The organism is Gillisia sp. Hel_I_86 (assembly GCF_007827275.1).
Lineage (GTDB): Bacteria > Bacteroidota > Bacteroidia > Flavobacteriales > Flavobacteriaceae > Gillisia.
Genome location: NZ_VISE01000001.1, coordinates 2,296,357 through 2,318,022, shown reverse-complemented (window position 1 = coordinate 2,318,022; position 21,666 = coordinate 2,296,357). Strand labels below are relative to the sequence as shown.

The window sequence follows — 21,666 nt, the reverse complement described above, 5'->3', positions numbered from 1 at the left end:
ATAACCCACAAACATAGTCGTTATGTTAAAAACATTTATTGAAAGACCAGTTCTTTCAACGGTAATCTCTATTATCATAGTTGTACTTGGTGTTATAAGTATATCAAGCCTTCCCATAGAAGAATATCCAGATATTGCACCGCCAACAATTAAGGTAACAGCATCGTATCCTGGAGCGAATGCAGAAACTGTGCTGGAAAGTGTTATAATTCCTATTGAAGAGCAAATTAACGGGGCAGAAGGAATGACCTACATTACTTCTACGGCCTCGAACAATGGAACCGCAGAAATTACAGTGTATTTTAATCAGGAAATGGATGCAGATATTGCTGCAGTAAACGTTCAAAATCGTGTAGCTAGGGCAAATCCATTATTGCCACAGGAGGTGATCCAAACTGGGGTAACTACACAAAAGCAAGAAACGAGTGCTTTAATGTTCATATCGATGTATACTGATAATGAAGATTATGATGCTACATTTATTCAGAATTACTTAAAAATAAATGTTATTCCGGCGATGCAACGTATTAGTGGAGTTGGAGATGTTAGTGTATTTTCACAACAAGATTATGCAATGCGTATTTGGCTGAAACCGGAAAAATTAGCAGCTTATAATTTAATCCCTTCAGATATTTCAGCAGCATTAAAAGAACAAAATTTAGAAGCAGCAGCAGGATCCTTAGGACAAAATAATGGAGAAGCATTTTCTTATACATTGACTTATAGTGGACGCTTTAAAGAAGAAAAACAATATGGAGATATTGTTATTAAAGCATTAGGAAATGGTGAATTTCTTCGCCTAAATGATGTGGCAACCATAGAATTAGATGCCCAATCCTATTCCTCTAATGCAATGAGTATGGGTAAACCTGCAGTATTTATGGGGATTTTTCAAACCAAAGGTTCCAATGCTCAGGAAATAATCGAAAACATTAAAACTACCCTAGAATCGGTGGAAAGAGATTTGCCAGAGGGGCTTAGTATTTTTGTGCCGTATGATACCAGTTTGTTCTTAAACGCCTCTATAGAAAAAGTAATTACCACTTTATTAGAAGCCTTTTTATTAGTGTTTTTGGTAGTGTTTATTTTCCTGCAAGATTTCCGTTCTACATTAATTCCAGCTATTGCGGTTCCGGTTTCCATTATTGGCACCTTCTTTTTCTTAAATGTTTTTGGGTATTCTATTAACCTGTTAACACTATTTGCGCTAGTGCTCGCAATTGGTATTGTCGTAGATGATGCCATTGTGGTGGTAGAGGCAGTTCATGCTAAACTGGATGAAGGCGAAAAAAATGCTAAAACAGCAACGCTTACAGCCATGAATGAAATTTCTGGAGCCATTATATCTATTACCTTGGTAATGGCAGCAGTGTTTATTCCAGTAACATTCGTGACGGGACCTACGGGCGTTTTTTACGAACAGTTTGGTGTGACCTTAATAATTGCCATTCTCATTTCGGCAGTAAACGCGTTAACCTTAAGTCCTGCATTATGTGCCTTATTATTAAAACCTCATAAGGAAGATGAAGAGGTAAAAGGTAAAAGCCCACTAAAGCGTTTTTACACTCTTTTTAATCGCGGCTTTAATGCTACAGTAGACAAATATGGAAAATCACTTCAGTTTTTATACAAAAGAAAATGGGTGCCTGTTTTGTTGTTAATTTTAGCTGTAGTTGGAATTTTCTGGGCATCAAACACTACACCTACAGGATTTGTTCCTAATGAAGATCGAGGGATTATTTTTGCAAATATAGAACTGCCAGCAGGTGCTTCCTTAGATAGGACAGATGCTGTTTCTAGAGAATTATACGGTAAAATAAATGGCATTAACGGTATTGAAGCTGTAAATTTCATTAAAGGTAGAAGTTTAATTAGTGGTGCAGGTAGTAATTATAGTTTTGGAATTATAAAACTTGAAAATTGGGACGAACGTGAAGATCCATCCTTGTCTGCACAAGCTATTACCGGAAAATTATTTGGTGCTGTGTCAACCATGGCTAATGCAAATATCATATTCTTTTCCCCTCCTAGTATTCGTGGTTTTGGTAACTCCTCTGGTTTCGAAATAAATTTATTAGACAAATTTGGAGGCGAATTCACCGACTTGGATAAAGCGAATAAGGAATTTACAATGGCATTAATGCAACATCCCGAAATTAAATACGCCCAGTCTTCTTTCAACACCAACTATCCCCAATATGAAATGGAAGTCAATGTGCCTTTAGCGAAAGAAAAAGGAGTTCCTATTAACAGCATATTTTCTACCCTACAGGGATATATTGGGGGTATTTATGCTTCAGATTTTTCTCGATTTGGAAAACAGTTTAGAGTGTATATTCAAGCATTACCTAATGACAGAGCAGATGTGGAAGATTTAAATAGCATGTATGTAAGAACAGATTCTGGGGAAATGACGCCCATTACCCAGTTCGTGAAATTAGAACGAGTATACGGTCCACAATCGGTAACACGTTTCAACCTATTTAACTCCACCATGATCTCCGGCGCGACCAATGATGGGTTTAGTACAGGTGATGCAATTAGGGTTATTGAAGAGGAAGTAGCAAAATTACCAAGTAATTATACAGTAGCTTATTCTGGTTTAACACGGGAAGAAGTAAATGCAGGAAACCAAACCACCTTCATTTTTATATTGAGTATTTTATTTGTGTATTTCCTGCTTAGTGCGCAATATGAAAGTTATTTATTGCCGTTTGCAGTAATCTTTTCGCTTCCGTTTGGAGTTTTTGGAGCCTACATAAGCACTAAATTTTTAGGCTTGGAAAACAACATATATTTCCAAATTGCCTTAATCATGCTTATTGGGTTGCTCGCTAAAAATGCCATCCTTATAGTGGAGTTTGCATTACAAAGGCGGAAAAATGGAGAAAGCATTGTTGATGCAGCAATTCACGGAGCAAAATCACGATTACGTCCTATTTTAATGACCTCATTTGCCTTTATTTTAGGTTTAATGCCCTTGGTGTTAGCAAAGGGTGTGGGCTCGGAAGGAAACAACTCTATTGGTACAGGTGCCGTAGGCGGAATGCTCATTGGGACCCTATTAGGAGTCTTTGTAATTCCTGTTCTGTTTATATTATTTCAGTGGTTACAGGAAAAAGTTTCAAGTAAACCAACAGTACAAACAATTGAAGATTAAGAACAATGAAATTATATGTAAAACGTAGAAATTTAAGTAAAGGTGGCCTTGTGCTAGTGGTGGTATTGACATTACAGAGTTGTTTTGTAGCACAAGATTATATTAGACCAGAATTAGAAATTCAAACAGAAGCACTTTACAGAACCGATAATTTGCCCACAGACAGTGTTTCTATTGCAGAAATATCTTGGAAAACATTATTTAAAGATCAATACCTTCAACACTATATTGAAGAAGGTCTGCAAAATAATATGGATGTTCGTATTGCAATTCAGCAAATGATAGCTGCAGAAGCTTATGCAAAACAAGGAAAAGCAGGGTATTTGCCCAGTATAAATGCCAATACTTCAATTACCCATCAAATATGGTCAAAAAACAGTCAATTTGGCGCATTTCTTAGATCTACCTCTATAGACGAATATGAGCTTTCCGGGAGTTTGTCTTGGGAAGCAGATATCTGGGGAAAAATACGTAGTAATAAAAGAGCTACTCAAGCTGCTTACTTACAAAGTGCCGCAGCACATCAAGCAGTAAAAACGCAATTAATTTCAAGCATTGCAAATACATATTACAATTTATTGGCTTTAGATGCACAATTAGAAGTGACTAAGGAAACCATTGTAACTAGGGAAAGTAGTGTAGAGACTATAAAAGCATTAAAAGATGCTGGCCAGGTTACCCAAGTTGCGGTAGAGCAAAATATTGCACAATTCAATAATGCAAAAGCTTTACAAGTAGATATTGAAACTGCCATTTTTGAAACAGAAAACACGCTAAGTATTCTATTAGGAAAAGTGCCACAATATTTTGAAAGAAGTAGTTTAGATATTCAAAAGGTTGAACAAGACATCATACTTGGTGTACCTGCAATTTTACTTGGCAATAGGCCAGATGTAATGGCATCAGAGTATAATTTGATTCAATCTTTTGAGCTAACCAATGTGGCTAAAAGCAATTTGTATCCATCGTTAAAATTAACAGCTGCTGGTGGATTCCAAAGTTTAGAACTTGATAAATTATTAAATGCAAACTCGTTATTTGCTACCATTGCAGGAGGTTTAACACAACCATTATTAAATAAACGTGCACTTAGAACACAAAAGGAGGTTGCTATAGCAAAACAAGAAGAGGCTTTACTTCAATTTAAAAAGATATTACTAATTGCTGGAAGCGAGGTGTCTAATGCATTATTTTCATATGAATCTGAAACTAAAAAATTTGAGTTTAGAAAAAATGAAGTTGAAGCTTTACGTATTGCCGAAGCGAACTCTGAAGAGTTGCTTAAAAACGGTTACGCAAACTATTTAGATTTGTTGACTGCGAGAGAAAGTGCTTTAAATGCCGAACTTAATATTGTAGATAGCAAACTACAACAATTAGTGTCTATCGTAGATTTATATGAGGCCCTTGGTGGCGGATGGAAATAATAAAGTAGAATCATTAAAGCACTCTATTTAAAAGAGGCCATAAGCTTGAAGTGAACCTAACACTTTGTAGTAACTAGCTCAGGAGTTTAGAGCTATTAAACAAGCCGCCCCTCCCCTTTTCCAAAACTAGGAGGGATTGGTTTCTTCAAGTCTTTAAGCATAGGTAGAAGAGTTCAAGAGGATCCCTATTTACATCGGTAGAAATCTATCTTGCAAGTTATCTTAAATCATGAAAAATGGTCAAATTATCTCCTAATAGAAACAGGAAAAGCTACTTATTTAGAGGACGCCCTATCCTTCAAGATGCTAAAACTGCCCTAAGCATCTGGGAAGCCATGACCCCTTAAACGAAAAACCCTCTCAGTTTCCTGAAAGGGTTTTCCTAGTAGCGGGAACTGGACTCGAACCAGTGACCTTCGGGTTATGAGCTTAAATATGTGAGTATATGGATTAACCCAATTCCCTTTAAAATCAACTGTTCACAAGGTTTTTAATTTCATTTAATATTAAATAAATCCATCCAAAATCAAATTATTCTGTACCCCTTTTTTTTAATATTGTATTATCTTTATAGTCTACATATAAAGATAATACTATGGCAAGTATCAAAATTGTTCGAAGGAAAAATAAAGTACGAAAAGATGGCACTGACCCTCTCTTTGAGAATTAGCGAAAACTACAAAACTTGCTATAGATTTATCGGACAATATGTATTGGAAAAGGATTGGGATAAAGATGCAGGCAAAGTTAAACGTACTCATCCTAATTCTAAAAAACTGAATAATTATCTGATGAAAAAGCTAACTGAGGCCAATGATATATATTTCGATTCTAAGATAGAACTCACAACTAAGCAAGTCAAACAAAAATGGTTATCTTTTAGAAAGTTGTGGAACTATCAATTTCTCATACTTCCTTTCGATAGAGCTATAGATTTTTATTGCACCGATGTTCTTGGCGACGCACCTTGCAAGTTCCAAGCCCTGTAGGGCGGATTTCTTTATCTTTTCCAGAAAGACAAACCAGTTCAAGTAGCCCCGAAGGTACTTGGTCGAAACCCCATAAAACTTCTTGACCCATCTCTCATAGCGGTTGTCTCGGGAATTGACGTGCTGTACGTGATAGCACCTGTCCTTTACATGTTGGCGCGACGCCACAAAGGTATGGTGCTCGAGTTCGTTGTCCCTTGCCCATTTGATTATCGAGGGATGGGAATCGGAACACAGTACGTTGCCCGGTGCGATGAGCCCACCTATCGTGTTCTGGACGCTTTCCGCATCTATCCTGCCGATCTTTGCCACAAGCATGGTCCTCCCGCCGTTCCTGCCCGAGGCGACCACCACCGAGACCTTGTCGTTGCTCACGCCCCTTTTGGCTTCCCTGTCGCTGGGCCTCTTGTAGGATCCCTTCCAAGGTTCCGCCGCCCCTTGTCGTTGATGTCTAACTGCTTGTCGTCGCTCTCCACCACCAACAACAGGTATTCTTGGAACTTTTCCAGCTTCTTTATGCCGTCAACGGCAGTACCGGTAAAGTCGTTGAAGGTCTTGTGGCAAGACCTGCACTTGTAGCGCCTGCGCCCCTTGTAGTGCCCGTGACCGTATATGTCCGAGTCTTCGCAGTGAGGGCAATACACCGGGCGGTCGTTGCCGATGTCCCTGCCCACAAGCCCTAGGTCGGGGACGTTGAGCCCCCGATGGAGAAGCTGCGCCAGCTCGATCTTCTCGGCTCGATCCAGATCGTTTAAAATATTGCGTAAATCCATTTGTCGTAAATTTGATCGATGTATAAATAATAAATTTCCACATTATTCTAAAACATAACCTATGAAATTAAATATTTGTTTTATAAACGATGTGCACGGTTACATTGCTCCACATCCCGAACTATTTTATAATGAAACTGGGGAAGTGGTGGAGAGTGCTGGTGGTTATGCACATATCGCCGGCTTCATGGAGGAACTTCGTAAAGAAAATCCTAATACTTTATTTTTTGATGGGGGAGATACCCTACATGGAACCAAACCAATGGTGGATTCTAGCGGCAAGGCCGTGGTGCCCATTTTAAATGCTTTAAAACTTGATGCGCTTGTAGGTCATTGGGATTTTGCATATGGTCCCGATCGATTAAAAGAAATCGACAGTTTGTTGGATTTTCCAGTGTTGGGCTGTAATGTGTTTTCAGAAGATGGGTCAAACTTTTTGCTACCCACTGCAATTTTCGAAAAAGCAGGACTTAAAATTGGGGTGATTGGTATTAGTGCAATGATTGTGGACAAAGTGATGCCCGAGAAAATGAGTAAGGGCTTAAAGTTCACTTCTGGTTTGGATGAAATTCCAGGACATATAAAAGAGCTAAAAGCCAATGGGTCGGATATGATAATCTTACTTTCCCATAATGGATTTCCCCAGGATGTTGAACTCCTGAAAAAAGTGGAAGGTATTGATATTTGCCTGAGCGCTCATACCCATAACAGAATTTATAAAGCCATTGAGGTAAATGGTACACGTATAATACAATGCGGTTGCCACGGTTCGTTTTTGGGCAGATTTATCATTGATGTGGAAGATAAAAAGATTGAAGCTTATAATTACGAACTTGTTAAAGTTGATGCTTCCTTACCAAAAAGTACTGAAGTAGATTCTATGGTTCAAGATATTTTAAACCCATATCAGGAAATGAGCACTGTTGCCATAGGTAGTACGACCGAAATTTTACATCGTTACAATACTATAAATTCAACATTGGACGAATTACTGCTTAGGGCAATTATCCACAGTACAAATACGGATATTGCCTTTTCGAATGGATGGCGTTACGGCGCTCCAATTCCAAAAGGAAATATTACCGAGAATAATTTATATAACATTGCCCCAATGAATCCACCCGTTTCAACCGTAGAGCTTACGGGGACGGAAATTAAGGAATTGTTAGAGGAAAATTTGGAGCGTACCTTTTGCTGTAATCCATTAGGACAAATGGGAGGCTATGTAAAACGATGTTTAGGATTGCAAGTGAATATGCGAATTGAAAATCCTAAAGGTCATCGCATTCAGGAAATATACTATAAAGGGTCACACATTGATTTTAATAAAATTTACAAAGTGGGTTTTGTTACAACGCAAGGTGTAGCCAGTAAATATGGTAAAAACAGAAAGAACCACGATAAAAATGCTGTGGAGGCGATGAAGGACTATTTAAATAAATACCCAGATTTTACACCAAACAAAACAGGAAGCTACAGGTTGGTTTAATTAGCGGGGATAGAGTGATTTATTTAACGATTTACAGATTAACAAAGTAGAGTAACTACGTTAAAATTTTAATATTATATAACTATAAAGAGGAGCTATTTGCTCCTCTTTATAGTTATTATGCTTATCTCACTAAATCGAATATTAAGGGATCAAAGCATACCCTCTAAGCTGATAGTTTGACAAAACCGATAAAGCTGAAAGCGCCAACTCAATAGATTCATTCATATCTTCCTGCGCTATGTTTCTGGCAGCTGTAGCTTGTCCACAAACAAAAATTTTCACCCCATTTTCTTTTAATAACTTCAATAACTCTATGTTTGGGTTTGACTTTTTATATTTCTCTTGATACTTTTCATTAGAAAGGACCAAATCGGTCGCTTCTCCATGGACCACTGCCACGATATCAATTTTTTCAGATGAAATTTTTCCTGATTCTAACATATTAAGGGCACGAGCAATTTTCAACAAACCTACATTTACTCCCTCTTTTTCTTTTCCATCTTTAATATCAAAAACCAATTTATAATTTAGGGTAGTGTCTGGTTGCTCCGCTGCATCTTCAAAATATTTAATTTTCCCATAACCTTCTATTTTTGAAGTTTGCCACTCTTGTGCTTGCATTTGGAAACTAAACATTGATATTAAAACTAAACTTATTATGCTTTTCATGTCTATGTATTTAAAATTAAAATTCATTAGTTAGATATTCAAGGAAGAAATTATTTATTAAGGATCACCTCTCCCATTCTTTCAGGAAAGCTGAGTTCTTTTAATTCTCTAAGATTTTCCAATACAAATTCTGTTAGTACAATATTCGTTTTATTAATATTTAAACCTTTTCCAAATTCCTCATAGTTATGAATCCCACCAAGCATCCCGGTATGAGTAGCAATTTTATAGGTTTTTGCAAGATCTAAATTTTCACCTTTTATTTTAATGTCAGATATTCTTTGCCCTACTGGATTATTAAAGTTTAAGTTATACTGGATGCCAGAAGATTGGATTAGCCCACCTACGGTATTCATTTTATCTGTAGGTTTAATATTAATCGCAGTTTGTTCCAGGGTTCTTCTAATTTGATCTCCTGTCATTTCTAAGGTTACAATTTTTGCTGGATGTGGCAGTAATTTGAATACATCTTCAGAAGTGATATCTCCTTCTAATGAAATCCCATATCCAACTCCCGGTAAAAATGCAGCATCTACGTTAAGTTTGTCCATCATCATGCTGGTTACCACTTTATCAAAAGGACTTTCAGATTTATATTGCCTTCCAATTATGGAATTTGTTTTTGTGATTTTTTCCTCTAATTTAGATAAATATGGTTTTCTTAGTTGATTTATCATTTCCTGCATTTGCACATCGGGAGACATTTCATCGTGCCATAAGTAATGATAATTTGCATTAATATCTATAATTTTATTATTACTTATTTGTATTTCTGTTTCTCCTAGTATTGCTACATCCGATAACGCTTGCACTATATAAGTGTTGTTTATTTTTAAGGGTGGGGAAATAACATCATGACTATGCGCACCTACAATAAGATCTACGCCTTCTATTTCTTCAGCAATTATTTTATCTACCGCCATTCCTTCATGGGACAGTAACACAATGATATCAGCTTTTTCAGTGAGCATAGGAAGGTATTCTTTGACAGCTTCAGCACCAATTCCAAATTCCAGACCTTCAATGTTTTTAGAATTTCCAGTTAAAGGTGTATTTCTATAGCTTAAGGCAAGAATAGCTATATTGACACCTTGCTTATTTATAACCACATAAGGCTCTCCAAAAATTGGTTTCCCTGTTTCTTTAACGATTATATTTGCTGCTCGCATAGGGAAGTTAGCAAGTTGCTGCAGTTCATTTGTTCTTTCAAGACCGTAGTCAAAATCGTGATTTCCCAAAACCATGAGATCATAATTCACTTCATTCATCATTTTAATCATCGCCTCCCCTTTTGTAAGGTTGCCTAATTGGTCGTCACTAAAAGTATCTCCACCATCCAATAATATTACGCTGTCATCACCTTTGTTTTTTCTTATAGACTTTATAGCACTTGCAAGATATTCGAATCCACCAATTTTTGCTTTACGCTCAAATTTCATGTAATTGTCTATGGAATCTCCAGTTTGCGCTGTAGCGTTGCCTAAATTGGTTTCAAAAGGCATATAAGAACCATGCATATCATTAGTATGAAGTATAGATATTGAAGCAACTTTTTGGGGATTTAGTTTATCCAAAGTAGCTGACTTTTTGGTTGAATTACAGCTTAAACTTAAAACTGAAGCTATTCCTAGAACTGGAATAAAGAATTTGGTATATCTCATTAAGTTAGATTTTTATTAAGTTAGATTTTTAAATTTTAAAATTAACCTTCTCAGAGAAGTTTAAATGTAACATTTGTTACAGTAGATAAATATGGCACATTGTATATTGTGATTTTTATATTAGGAATATTATAATTTTTATTGTCTTGAAAAGAAGAGATTTCGTAAAAAAAACAACCTTAAGTACTTTGGCCACTCTCATTGGTGCTGAAATCGTTTATGGATCCAATTTATTAGAAGATTATAATCTATTAGCGCTACAAGATCCAGATCCCTTCAAATTGTTTAATAAGAACAAGGAAATGCTCGTGCTTAACGATAAGCCATGGAATATTGAAGCACAAGCCCATTTACTGGACGATAAGATTACACCGAATTCTGCAATGTTCATTAGAAATAATGGGCTAATTCCAGAAGCAATTGATGCAAAAAAATGGACTCTTACTATAGATGGAGAATCTGTAGTGAACCAAAAAACATATACGCTGGAAGAATTGAAATCAAAATTCGAGCATCACACCTACCAATTAACATTGGAATGTGGCGGAAATGGACGAAGCGAATTTAATCCCCCAGCAAAAGGAAACCAGTGGACAGTTGGTGCAGTGCATTGTGCAACATGGACCGGTATACGCCTACGTGACGTTTTAGAAGATGCAGGAATAAAAAATAATGCTGTTTATACAGGATATCATGCAGTAGATGAACACTTAAGCAGAGACCCAAAAAAAGAACCAATTTCTAGAGGAGCTCCAATGGTGAAATCCCTGCAAGACGAAACATTATTAGCGTTCAAAATGAATGGAAAGGAAATCCCTCTTGCGCACGGATACCCATTACGATTAGTAGCAGGTGGTTGGCCAGCATCTGTTTCGGGGAAATGGATTAATCGAATAAGCATTAGAAACAAAATACACGATGGCACTAAAATGATGGGGACAGCCTACCGTGTGCCATGCGAACCTGTGGCACCGGGAGAAAAGGTTAAAGATGAAGACATGTGCATTATAGAATCTATGCCTGTAAAATCATTGATCACATATCCTAAATCTGGTGCGGTTTTAAAAGATGGCACATCCTTAAAAATTAGAGGCCACGCTTGGGCAGGAGAATTAGAGGTTTCAAAAATGGAATATTCCATAGATTTTGGGGCAATCTGGAGAGAGTGCCAAATAGAGGATCCAGTAAACCGTTTGGCTTGGCAACATTTCTCGGCATCCATAGATTTTCCTAAAAAAGGCTACTATGAGGTTTGGGCAAAAGCAACCGACACTCAAGGTGTAGCCCAACCAATGTTGTTACCCGGCTGGAATCCAAAAGGTTATTTAAACAATGCCTGTCATAGAATTGCTATCAAAGTAACATAAATGACTAAAGAAGAGGAATTTAAAAAATACGCGAAGAAGGTGTATCATTTAATGATTTTAGCCTTCAGCATATTTTTAATAGCAGGTGGGGCAACAATATATTATATTAACGACCCGAATTTTTCGGCCTTTAAAAGTAATACAGAAGCTTTAGTTGTTACTCCGGAAGAGATAGACGAGAACCTAATAGAAAATGGAATCCATGTTCGTACAGGACTGGTTGATGGGGTAGGTTTAATGGCGGTTGTTAATAATTGTACCAATTGCCATTCGGCCAAATTGGTCACACAAAATAAAATGAGCGCAGAGCGGTGGAATGAAACTATTAAATGGATGCAGGAAACTCAAAACCTATGGGATTTAGGTGCTAATCAAGAAATAATAGTGAATTATCTTGTTACTAATTATCCAGTTACGGAAAAAGGAAGACGTGAAAATTTAACAAATATAGAATGGTATGGTCTGGAGAATTAGTTTATTGTGTTGTTTGCTCGCATTTTCATCTTGTAAGGAAGAGAAAAAAAATAAAGTAGAGGTTACTAAAAATGAAGAAGCTAATCTAAATATTAGTGACGAAGATGATAGTAAAATTAACTATTTGATCGAAGTTGATGAGTTGCTGAAAATCGCTAATGAACCGAACATCAAAATTTTGGATTTTAGAAAATCAGAATTCTATGCAAACGAACATATCGAAGGTGCTATGAATATTTGGCGCACAGATATTGAAGATGCCTCCTATCCTTATAAAGGCATGATGGCCGGAAAAAAACAAATGGAGACTCTATTTAGTGGTTTAGGTATTAACACAAAGGATACCATAATCATTTATGATGATAATGGCTTGGTTGATTCTACAAGATTATGGTGGATCTTACAAAATTATGATTTTACAAAGGTGAGATTATTACATGGAGGAATAACAGCATGGAAAGAAAAAAATGGTGCTATTTCTACGGAAACACCTATAGTAAAGAGGTCAAACTTTAAGTTAACCGATGCGCCTTCGATGAAATATTTAATTTCTAAAGAAAAAATGATACAAGCAGTAGCTAATAATACATTTATAATAGATGCTCGAACAGACGATGAATTTTCCGGAAAAAGGCAAAAAGAAGGTGCGGCAAAAGGAGGGAGAATACCAAATAGTAAATCTATAGATTGGGCTAAATCTGTTAATTATAATGGTGATAAAAAAATGAAATCTACAGAAGATTTAATTGAAATATATAATAAGCTTGGCGCTTCCAAGGATGATGAAATCATCGCTTATTGTCATAGTGGTGTACGCTCAGCGCATACAACATTTGTACTTACGCAAATATTAGGTTATAAAAATGTGAAAAATTACGATGGTTCTTGGACAGAATGGAGTCAGTTTGACGACTTATCATTTGACCAAGATAGTATAACAACAATAATAGAATAATAAAATATGAATGAATATTTAGATGCATTTTTTAATGCTTTTACCGGAACGGTAGATTGGACATGGAAATCGATATTATTTGAAGTGCCTTGGTATACGAATTATTTTTGGGGCTTAATTGCTATTTCCCTTATTGTTTGGAGCCTGGAAATGATCTTTCCCTGGCGTAAGGAGCAATCCATTTTCAGAAAGGATTTTTGGTTAGATGGCTTCTATATGTTTTTTAACTTTTTTATCTTCTCTATCGCCATAAGTGGATTTTATAAAATACTACAGCTTGGTTTTGAGGATCTAGGTGTTTCAGAAAAATCATTAGCCTTGTTTGATCCTTCGGCATGGCCGATGTTGTTGCAGTTATTCGTGTTTTTTATTATTCTGGATTTTGTGCAATGGTTCACACATACGTTACTGCATAAATATCCTTTCTTTTGGAAATATCATAAGGTTCATCACAGTGTTAAAGAAATGGGCTTTGCAGCACATTTACGTTACCATTGGATGGAAAATATCTTGTACAAACCGCTTAAAACATTTGGAATAATGATTTTATTTGGTTTCGAGCCGGAGCAAGCATATATCGTTCATTTTATTGCTATAACTATTGGACATATCAACCACTCTAATATCAAAATAACTTGGGGACCGCTAAAATATATTATCAATAATCCAGTAATGCATTTGTACCATCATGCATATGATTTACCAGATGGTAAATATGGAGTGAATTTTGGAATTAGTTTAAGTCTTTGGGATTATATTTTTAAAACGAATTATGTGCCGGAAGATAGTGGAACCATTGAATTAGGATTTCCGGGTGATGAAGAATTCCCAACAGATTTTATACGTCAAAATACCTATGGATTTAAAAAAGGGCAAAATTAACTAGCCTCCTATAGCGATCATACTTCTATTTTTCCCGTATTGGGATGGGTCCTTAAATTTATCTAAAGTATCCATTCCTCCACGTGTTTTAAGCTTTCCATGGATTGCTTTACCGGTAATTATAAAAAGCAAAAAATCTCTAATAGAAAAATGTCCGTTATTCTAGAACAAATAAGCATTTACAGAACCAACTAAAAGATTGCCAACAAGCGCATTAGAACGAATAAAGAAAAAATGCAAAAAGTGGCAATAAAGCTAAATAGCTGGAACTTCCACCAAAACCAACAGAAGAATAAAATGTAGCTATAATAAAAAATCCGAAAAAAGAAGGAACGATCTTTTAATGTTCAGAAGCATAGTCTCTTAATTGATTTAACCCTCCTTCAATATTGATTAAAGTGGCTTTTGGTTGATATTTTCTCAAGATTTGAATGGCTTTCACACTTCGTACTCCAGATTGGCAAATAAAATAAACAGGTTTGTTATAGTTAATAGAATTATAGTTTAAGTCTAAAGAATCTAACGGAAGATTAATGGCTTGTTCTAGATGAAAATCTTGATATTCTCCCTCTGTTCTCACATCTACTAATTGAAGCTGATCATTACTATCTAAAAGCCCCCTGAAGGTATTTGCAGTTACAGATGAAGTATCAATATTACATTCTAATTCATAACTTTCTTGTAATGCTGTTATAATTTTATTTTTTGGGATACTACAAATATTGAATTTATGATATTCTTGTTCAAGTCCATTAAAAATGAGCAATTTCCTTGAAAGAACTTTACCCATCCCTGTAATTATTTTTACAGCTTCAAGAGCTTGCAAATTTCCAATAATACCCGGAATTACTCCTAGAACACCCTGTTCGTTGCAATTTGGGATCTCTTCAGCTTTTGGCATTGTTGGAAAAAGACACCTATACGTTGGCCCTTCCTTATAATTAAACACACTAAGATATCCTTCAAAACCGTGTAAGGCTCCATATATAAAAGGCTTCCCTAACATCACGCAAACATCATTGACTAAATAACGTGTTGAAAAATTATCTGATGCATCTACAACCAAATCATAATCCTCTATAATAGATATTGCATTGTTCTTCGTTAAAAAACTTTCATAACCTATTAAGTCTGTATTAGAATTTTGAGCTTTTAGTTTTTCTATTGCAGATACAATTTTAGATTTATCAATATCTTTTTCTGAATATAAAACTTGCCTGTGCAAGTTACTCAAGCTCACAACATCATTATCAATCACACCAATCTTGCCAACTCCCATAGCATTTAAATATTGCAATACAGGAACTCCAAGACCGCCAGCACCTACTACTAAAACACTTGCGTTGGTTAATTCTTTTTGAGATTCTAATCCAAAGCCCTTTAAAATTGTTTGTCGTATGTATCGTTCATTTTCCATTAAATTTGGCGAGTAAAATTTGATTTCCCACCTTCTTTCTTTTCAAGTTGAATATCAGAAATCTTAAGATCTTGCGACAGTGCTTTACACATGTCGTAAATAGTCAATGCACATATACTCACACCTGTAAGGGCTTCCATTTCTACACCTGTGCGTTCGTTGCATTTTACTTCACACACAATATTTAAAGCATTTACTACCGGAGTCACCTCTATATTTATTTTAGACAAGGGCAATTGATGGCATAAAGGAATTAGGTTTGCCGTTTGTTTTACGGCTTGGATGCCGGCAATAATGGCAGTTTGAGTGATACTCCCTTTTTTATTTAAAAAATCTTGAGATTTCAAGGTTTCAAAAACTTTTGGAGGAAATGAGATCTTTCCAGATGCTATTGCAATTCGAGTAGTTGCTTCTTTAGCTGAAACATCTACCATTGCAGCATTTCCGGATTCATCTATATGTGATAATTTGTGACTCATAATTTCATTGTATTGTAGATTACGCGTACGTAAATAAGCATCTTTATGGATGGGCAGATACCCATACAGTTTTATTGGTAAAGAATTCCTTTTTCCAAATAGGAACACGCTCTTTAAGTGTGTCTATAAGGTAACGGCAGGCTTCAAAACAAGCATCTCGGTGTGCAGACGAAGCGCCAACCATAACTACAGGGTCTTCTACTTCTTTTTTTCCGTGAGCGTGGTGTAGTATTACTTTATTTAATTTCCATTTACGAATAGCTTCCTCTGCTATAACCTGCATTTCTTTAATGGCCATCTTTTCATAGGTCTCAAAATCAAGAGCTTCAACTTTTTTATTTTGAGTAGTATTACGAACACTTCCTATAAAAACACAAATACCTCCGCTTTCTGGATGAGATAGTTGTTGGTATACCTTTGTGGTATCTATATCGTTTACTATTTGAATATCTATTTTCATAATCATCCTCCGCTTACAGGCGGTATAATTGCGATTTCATCTTCCTCTTGTAGCAATGTTGTATCATCTGCATAATTACTATTTACAGCAATCGCTAAAGAAGAAAGTGTATTAAATTCAGGGTATTTATTAGAAATGAATTGTTTTAATTCTTTAACTGTTGTGGGGGTTTTTTTTCCATCATTTATTAGTAGAGAGGATGCTCCAACAATATCTTTTGAAATGCCAAACAATAGTATCTTCATTGCTTTTTATATTAGTGCTTAAGTGCTTTTGCAAGTTTACTTGTTTTTAAAAAGTTGTAAAAATATCGGAAATTACCATTATACCAAACTGCAAAAAGAAAACCAATATAGATAATCCAATCTGGTACTAAACGAATATTTCCGTAGGTAGATAATAATAATAAAATAAGAGCAAAAATAGAAATACTTAAAGCAATTTTAGATTTTTTAGTATTGAAATTAAAGAATATTAATGCAATAATTACAACTCCTAAAACTGGTTTTCCATGTAAAAAGAAAGGGATTAATGCTTCATTTTCTACATCAAAAAACATCAGGATGGCACCAGAATAAGCTGCAACGCAAAAAGGGCATTTAGGCAACACAATTATTAAGGCAGTCGATAAAAATGACATTAGCCCACTTTTAAAAGTATGGGCTTTTTTTAGAACGGCTGTTTCTTGACTGTTGCAACAGGATGTGTTTTCTGATTCCATAATGTCATAATTTATTTCTATAGGATATAAAGGGATATGCCTCCCCTTTTTTAAAAACTTTCTTTTCCTGCGGAAGGATTAAAAATCCATCAGTATTAACAAGATTGATGAAATCTCCTGAGCCATTCCCAAAAATAGGCTGTGCATTTAATGTTCCATTTGGATCACTGCTTATTTTTACTTCTGTGAAAAACACTAGGTCAGGATTGAATATTATGTCTTCGCTAAGAGCAGCATAGGTTGGCTCGTCTTCAATTCGTAAAGACTTTTGAAGCCAAAACCGAATATATGCATATAGACACACAAATGAAGAAACAGGGTTGCCGGGCAATGCAAAAACGTGTGTGTCTTTACCTTTAGTCCCAAACCAAAATGGTTTACCGGGTCGCTGTTGTATTTTATGAAAATGTTTGACAACACCAAGTTTGGTAAGCACATCTGGTAAGTAGTCAAATTTACCTTTAGAAACTCCACCTGTAATAACTAGCATATCAAAGTCTATAAGAAAGCCAGCAATGATGGTTTCTATTTCTTCCTTATTATCGGGCAGGTGTTTTAATTCAGCAGGAATACCCCATTCTCTAAAGGTGTTTTTAATACCATATACATTGGATCTTCGTATTTGATGTTCAAGTGGTTTTTCATGTACATCTACCAATTCGTCTCCAGTAGAAATAATAACCACTTTAGGCATTTTACGAACCAGAACCTTATCCATACCTGTTGCTGCAGCAACATTAATTTCGGCACTGGAAATTTGTTGTCCTGCCTTTTTAATAACAGTATTTTCTGTTATATCTATCCCTTTAAAATGTACATTTTGTCTTTTAGTAATCGTATCAATAGTTATTCGGGCAAGGCCATCTTTAATATCAAGATCTTCATAACGAATAACGGTATCTGTTTTTTTGGGAAGTATGGCTCCTGTCATTACTTCGATACAATTATTAACATCAGCTAATGTTTTTTGTGCTGTCCCAGCTGGTGCCACTTCCTGAATAGGAAATATATGTGTGTCATTTTCAAAAGTCCTGTGTCGAATGGCTATGCCATCCATTGTCACTCTGTGATATGGTGGAAAGTCCCTATCTGCAATTAGATCCTCAGCAAGAAATCCTCCTCCACAATCGTTTATTGGGACAGAAATAGTTGGAAAAGATGTCTTATTATCTTCCAAAATCTGTAGTGCTTCCTTATATGTTATAAACGTTCTATTCATTTTTTTAACCACCTATAGTACTCATACTTTCTCCACGTACAGGAGATTTTTTTATTCCTTCTTCAGCTACAAAGCCATTTTCGGGCTTTAGTTTAATAAGTTCAATAAATTTATTGGCTATTTGTTCATCAGTCACACCAGAGCGTATAAAATCTCTTATGCTAAAAGTTCCGCCATCATACAAACACGTTTTTATATCACCTTTAGGTGTAATACGTAGTCGGTTACAGGTGTTACAGAAAGTGCGTGAAAAGGCTGCAATTATTCCAACATCACCTTTAAAACCATCAATAGTATAATTAGTTGCTGTGTCTCCATGCTTTCCTGTTTTAGCTGAAAGGCTTGCATATTTATTTTTTATCGTATCAAAAATATCCGTCGCATTAAATTTGGTGTCATTTTCTTTATAACCACCATTAAATGGCATCTCCTCAATAAATCGAATACTTACAGGATGCTCTTCCGCCAAGGCCACCAATGGAAGGATATCTTCTGTGTTAATTCCGTTCATTACAACAGCATTAATTTTCAAGGTAAAACCTTCATCTAATAGCGTGTGAAAGGCGTCTATCACTTTACTGAAATCATCTCGTCTGGTAATCTCCTTAAAGCGTTCTGCATCCAAAGTGTCGAGACTTAAATTTATAGTGTCAATGCCTAATTCTTTAAGTTTCGGAATGTGTTGGGTCATCAGAGTTCCATTGGTAGTAATACGAATTTCCTTATAATGAGATAATTGGTGAGTCTTCTCTAAAAGTGTTATAAAATCCTTTCGTAAAAAAGGTTCTCCTCCAGTAAACCTAACTTTTTTAAAACCAAGATTTCCTAAAACATCGAGAAGCCTGATAATTTCTTCATAACTCAATAAATCTGCTTTAGGCTCGTAAGGTATCCCTTCTTTAGGCATACAATAAAAACATCTTAAATTACAACGGTCTGTAACTCCAATACGTATATAATCTATTGTTCTATCAAAACTGTCTTTAAGCTGCATTATATTGGTGTTTTGGAATATTCATATATTTTTAAGTAAAGAAGTAAACTACGATAAAATTTATAGTTTTATTGTAGTTTTAATGAAAAAAAACAGAGAGATATCATAATGAAAGAAATAAAATCCATTATAAAATTATATAACTTTTACAGTACTTCTTCTGAGAAATCCGCTATTGCTCAGGTTGTTAGAGTTGAGGAATCCTCATATCGGAGAGAAGGCGCACGAATGCTTGTTTTTGAATCGGGCATTTTTGAAGGTGGTATTAGTGGTGGATGTCTGGAAGGCGATGCTTTAAAACGATCCCAAATAGCTATCCTTAAAGAGGAACCTTCAATTGTAACATACGACACCACGAAAGATGATGAAAGCCAAATAGGTGTAGGACTTGGATGTAACGGAATAATTGATGTCTTAATTTCTCCTATCACTTCAAAGAATAATACCATTAGCTTGTTAGAAAAATGTATTTCCTCAAGAAAATCCCATATTCTGGTTACTGTAACAGCAACTAATAAATCTGATGAAAATATTCCACTAGGGCATACTTATTATTATGATACAGAGACACAAACTCTGGAAGGATGTAAGCATTCCGAATTAAAAAACATGCTTACAAAAGATATCCTTAAGGTTCTGGACACCAAAAAATCCCGAATTTATAATTACACTATAGGCAAGCTTGAAATAAGTGCTTTTATTGAGCTTATTCCTCCACAATTTCATCTTGTTATCTACGGCGATAACTATGATGTATACCCAATGATTGACCTTGCACAGGTACTCGATTGGGAAGTGAGTTTAGTAGGTAATTTACAAAAATTAAAAAAAGATAGACTCGACTCTGTAAAGCATATTTACAGTAAAGATGAAAATAAGCGACCACAAATTGATGATCGAACAGCTGTGATTTTAATGGCTCACGATTATAAAACTGATACCATAAATCTTAAAAAGACATTGCAAAGTCCAGCACCTTACATTGCTAGTTTGGGACCTAAAAAGCGGTTTGAAAAAATGAAATCTGATTTTTTAAATTCCGGCACTCCAATTACAGAGGAGCAACTTCAGCGTATTTATGCACCTTGTGGTTTAGAAATAGGAGCTAATACACCTGAAGAAATTGCTACAAGTATTTTTGCGGAAATTTTAGGAGTGTTTTCTAATAAAAACGGAGGAATGTTGAGAGATAAGGAAAAACCTATTCACGACAGATTTTAAATTAGTAAGGATCTTAGATATTTTAAATAATTAAGATTAAGAATCTCTTCGTTCCCAAAGAATATTAGACTTGCGTTGTTTTGCGACTTCATTAGTCACAATATTAATTGTGTTTTTAATATCTTCTGATGAAGTAAAACGCCCCAAGCTAAATCGTAAGCTTGAAAAAGCTAAGGTAGCAGGAATGTCCATCGCTATTAACACGTGCGAAGGGTTTACCTCTGCAGAGTTACAAGCAGATCCATTTGAAACAGCTAAGAATCTACTCAAGCCGCGAAGTAAATTTACACCATCTATATACTTAAAAGATATATTAAGTGTGTTGGGTAATCTATTAACATTCTTGCCATTAACAATAGATTCCTCAATTGCAGATAACCCATCTTGAAGCTGATTTCTCAAATCTTTTAAACGCTTTGTTTCTTTAGTTAAAGATTTTTCTGCCAGCACTATAGCTTTAGAAAGACCAACAATAGCAGGCGTATTATAAGTACCTCCTCTCAATGAGCGTTGTTGCCCGCCTCCGTGAATAAAAGCATCGATGTTATTGGCGTTTTTTTCTTTAATAAAACTAAGACCAATACCTTTAGGACCGTATAGTTTATGTCCGGAAAAACACGCAAAATCTACCTGTTCAAAAAAATCATTCATTTCAATTTTCCCTAAGGCTTGAGTAGCATCTGAAAAGAGAAAACTCCCCTTAGCTTTACATAATCGCGAAATGACATCTAGTGGCTGTATAACACCTGTTTCATTGTTAGCGTAGAGTATAGAAACGACTAAGGTGTTTTTAGAAATTGAATCTTTTAGTTGTTGAATATCAACCAAACCATCCGAAGTAACATCGAGATAGGTTACTAAAGCACCTTCAGATTCAAGAAATTTACAAACATCGAGCACTGCTTTATGTTCAGCTTTTGTGGTGACAATATGATTGCGTTTAGATTTGTTTTTTCTATAAAGACCTTTTAAAATCCCATTGATACTTTCTGTAGCACCAGAAGTGTACACAAACTCTTTTGATGAAACTCCTAATGTTTTAGATATAGCTTCAGTAGCTTCATCTATAGCATCTTTAGCTAACCACCCAAAAGGATGATGACTACTTGAAGCGTTGCCAAAATGCGTGTTAAAATATGGAAACATGACATCAACAACAGCTTGATCGCAAGGTGTTGTAGCATTGTAGTCTAAATATATTTGTGAGTATTGTGATTTCACATTAGTGAAAATATTAAAAATAACTTATTAATTAAAGGTTTATATTGATGTTTTTATAAATAATTTATCATACTTGGTTTTTAAA

Annotated in this window: 21 protein-coding genes; 9 read left to right on the top strand and 12 right to left on the bottom strand. The window is 35.5% G+C overall.

What is annotated here, in order from left to right; all coding sequences use genetic code 11:
- Positions 1-22: 22 nt before the first annotated feature.
- From JM83_RS10510 to JM83_RS10500, 3 genes are all read left to right on the top strand, one after another.
- Positions 23-3,160, top strand: coding sequence for an efflux RND transporter permease subunit (locus JM83_RS10510; RefSeq protein WP_144961892.1), 3,138 nt, complete (start codon positions 23-25; stop codon positions 3,158-3,160).
- 5 nt (positions 3,161-3,165) lie between these two features.
- Complete coding sequence (locus JM83_RS10505) at positions 3,166-4,587, top strand: efflux transporter outer membrane subunit (protein WP_144961890.1); 1,422 nt, start codon at positions 3,166-3,168, stop codon at positions 4,585-4,587.
- A gap of 641 nt (positions 4,588-5,228) precedes the next feature.
- Entirely contained in the window at positions 5,229-5,576 is a 348-nt protein-coding gene (locus JM83_RS10500) for an Arm DNA-binding domain-containing protein (RefSeq protein ID WP_261376894.1), read from the top strand.
- Here the strand turns inward: JM83_RS10500 and JM83_RS10495 are convergent.
- The gene (locus JM83_RS10495) at positions 5,460-5,951 is read right to left on the bottom strand and encodes an IS1595 family transposase (RefSeq protein WP_261376438.1); all 492 of its coding nucleotides are present in this window, start codon (positions 5,949-5,951) and stop codon (positions 5,460-5,462) included. The two genes, JM83_RS10500 and JM83_RS10495, sit on opposite strands and share 117 nt — an antisense overlap.
- On the bottom strand, positions 5,948-6,349 hold the full coding sequence (locus JM83_RS19465) for a hypothetical protein (RefSeq protein WP_261376437.1): 402 nt from the start codon (positions 6,347-6,349) through the stop codon (positions 5,948-5,950). The genes JM83_RS10495 and JM83_RS19465 overlap by 4 nt, the downstream gene beginning before the upstream one ends.
- Before the next feature lie 61 nt (positions 6,350-6,410).
- On the opposite strand from JM83_RS19465, the gene JM83_RS10490 reads away from it, so the two are divergent.
- Positions 6,411-7,838, top strand: coding sequence for a bifunctional metallophosphatase/5'-nucleotidase (locus JM83_RS10490; protein ID WP_144961889.1), 1,428 nt, complete (start codon positions 6,411-6,413; stop codon positions 7,836-7,838).
- Positions 7,839-7,982: 144 nt separating this feature from the next.
- Here JM83_RS10490 and JM83_RS10485 read toward each other — a convergent pair whose 3' ends face one another.
- Together JM83_RS10485 and JM83_RS10480 are read right to left on the bottom strand one after the other, a co-directional pair.
- Positions 7,983-8,510 carry a DsrE family protein gene (locus JM83_RS10485; RefSeq protein ID WP_186434984.1) on the bottom strand — a complete coding sequence of 176 codons (528 nt, stop codon included), beginning with the start codon at positions 8,508-8,510 and terminating at the stop codon, positions 7,983-7,985.
- A 50-nt stretch (positions 8,511-8,560) separates the two neighbouring features.
- On the bottom strand, positions 8,561-10,171 hold the full coding sequence (locus JM83_RS10480; protein ID WP_144961886.1) for a bifunctional metallophosphatase/5'-nucleotidase: 1,611 nt from the start codon (positions 10,169-10,171) through the stop codon (positions 8,561-8,563).
- 146 nt (positions 10,172-10,317) lie between these two features.
- Between JM83_RS10480 and JM83_RS10475 the strand changes: the two genes are divergently transcribed.
- The 4 genes from JM83_RS10475 to JM83_RS10460 are packed head-to-tail and all read left to right on the top strand — an operon-like array spanning position 10,318 to position 13,849.
- Positions 10,318-11,538, top strand: a complete 1,221-nt coding sequence (locus JM83_RS10475; RefSeq protein WP_144961884.1) for a sulfite oxidase — start codon at positions 10,318-10,320, stop codon at positions 11,536-11,538.
- Positions 11,539-12,012, top strand: coding sequence for a monoheme cytochrome C (locus JM83_RS10470; RefSeq protein ID WP_144961882.1), 474 nt, complete (start codon positions 11,539-11,541; stop codon positions 12,010-12,012). It begins immediately after the preceding gene.
- A complete protein-coding gene (locus JM83_RS10465; RefSeq protein ID WP_144961880.1) occupies positions 11,996-12,967 on the top strand; it encodes a sulfurtransferase in 972 nt (323 codons plus the stop codon). The genes JM83_RS10470 and JM83_RS10465 overlap by 17 nt, the downstream gene beginning before the upstream one ends.
- Positions 12,968-12,973: 6 nt before the next feature.
- On the top strand, positions 12,974-13,849 hold the full coding sequence (locus tag JM83_RS10460) for a sterol desaturase family protein (RefSeq protein ID WP_144961878.1): 876 nt from the start codon (positions 12,974-12,976) through the stop codon (positions 13,847-13,849).
- A 340-nt stretch (positions 13,850-14,189) separates the two neighbouring features.
- Here the strand turns inward: JM83_RS10460 and JM83_RS10450 are convergent, their stop codons facing one another.
- From JM83_RS10450 to moaA, 7 genes are read right to left on the bottom strand one after another with little or no spacing between them, the layout of a single operon-like run.
- On the bottom strand, positions 14,190-15,266 hold the full coding sequence (locus tag JM83_RS10450; protein ID WP_144961876.1) for a HesA/MoeB/ThiF family protein: 1,077 nt from the start codon (positions 15,264-15,266) through the stop codon (positions 14,190-14,192).
- Entirely contained in the window at positions 15,266-15,745 is a 480-nt protein-coding gene (gene moaC, locus JM83_RS10445; RefSeq protein WP_144961874.1) for a cyclic pyranopterin monophosphate synthase MoaC, read from the bottom strand. The genes JM83_RS10450 and moaC overlap by 1 nt, the downstream gene beginning before the upstream one ends.
- 43 nt (positions 15,746-15,788) lie before the next feature.
- Positions 15,789-16,205, bottom strand: coding sequence for a molybdenum cofactor biosynthesis protein MoaE (locus JM83_RS10440; RefSeq protein ID WP_144961872.1), 417 nt, complete (start codon positions 16,203-16,205; stop codon positions 15,789-15,791).
- Positions 16,206-16,207: 2 nt separating this feature from the next.
- The gene (locus tag JM83_RS10435) at positions 16,208-16,450 is read right to left on the bottom strand and encodes a MoaD/ThiS family protein (protein WP_144961870.1); all 243 of its coding nucleotides are present in this window, start codon (positions 16,448-16,450) and stop codon (positions 16,208-16,210) included.
- An 11-nt stretch (positions 16,451-16,461) separates the two neighbouring features.
- The gene (locus JM83_RS10430) at positions 16,462-16,926 is read right to left on the bottom strand and encodes a hypothetical protein (RefSeq protein WP_144961868.1); all 465 of its coding nucleotides are present in this window, start codon (positions 16,924-16,926) and stop codon (positions 16,462-16,464) included.
- Between the two features lie 4 nt (positions 16,927-16,930).
- Entirely contained in the window at positions 16,931-18,145 is a 1,215-nt protein-coding gene (locus JM83_RS10425; protein ID WP_144961866.1) for a molybdopterin molybdotransferase MoeA, read from the bottom strand.
- Between the two features lie 4 nt (positions 18,146-18,149).
- Positions 18,150-19,139: a GTP 3',8-cyclase MoaA gene (moaA, locus tag JM83_RS10420; RefSeq protein WP_144961865.1), complete on the bottom strand. Its 990-nt coding sequence runs from the start codon at positions 19,137-19,139 to the stop codon at positions 18,150-18,152.
- 108 nt (positions 19,140-19,247) lie between these two features.
- Here moaA and JM83_RS10415 point away from each other — a divergent pair, with 108 nt between their 5' ends.
- Positions 19,248-20,360 carry an XdhC family protein gene (locus JM83_RS10415; protein ID WP_144961862.1) on the top strand — a complete coding sequence of 371 codons (1,113 nt, stop codon included), beginning with the start codon at positions 19,248-19,250 and terminating at the stop codon, positions 20,358-20,360.
- Positions 20,361-20,396: 36 nt separating this feature from the next.
- Here JM83_RS10415 and JM83_RS10410 read toward each other — a convergent pair whose 3' ends face one another.
- Entirely contained in the window at positions 20,397-21,581 is a 1,185-nt protein-coding gene (locus tag JM83_RS10410; protein WP_186434983.1) for a cysteine desulfurase family protein, read from the bottom strand.
- Positions 21,582-21,666 lie beyond the last annotated feature (85 nt).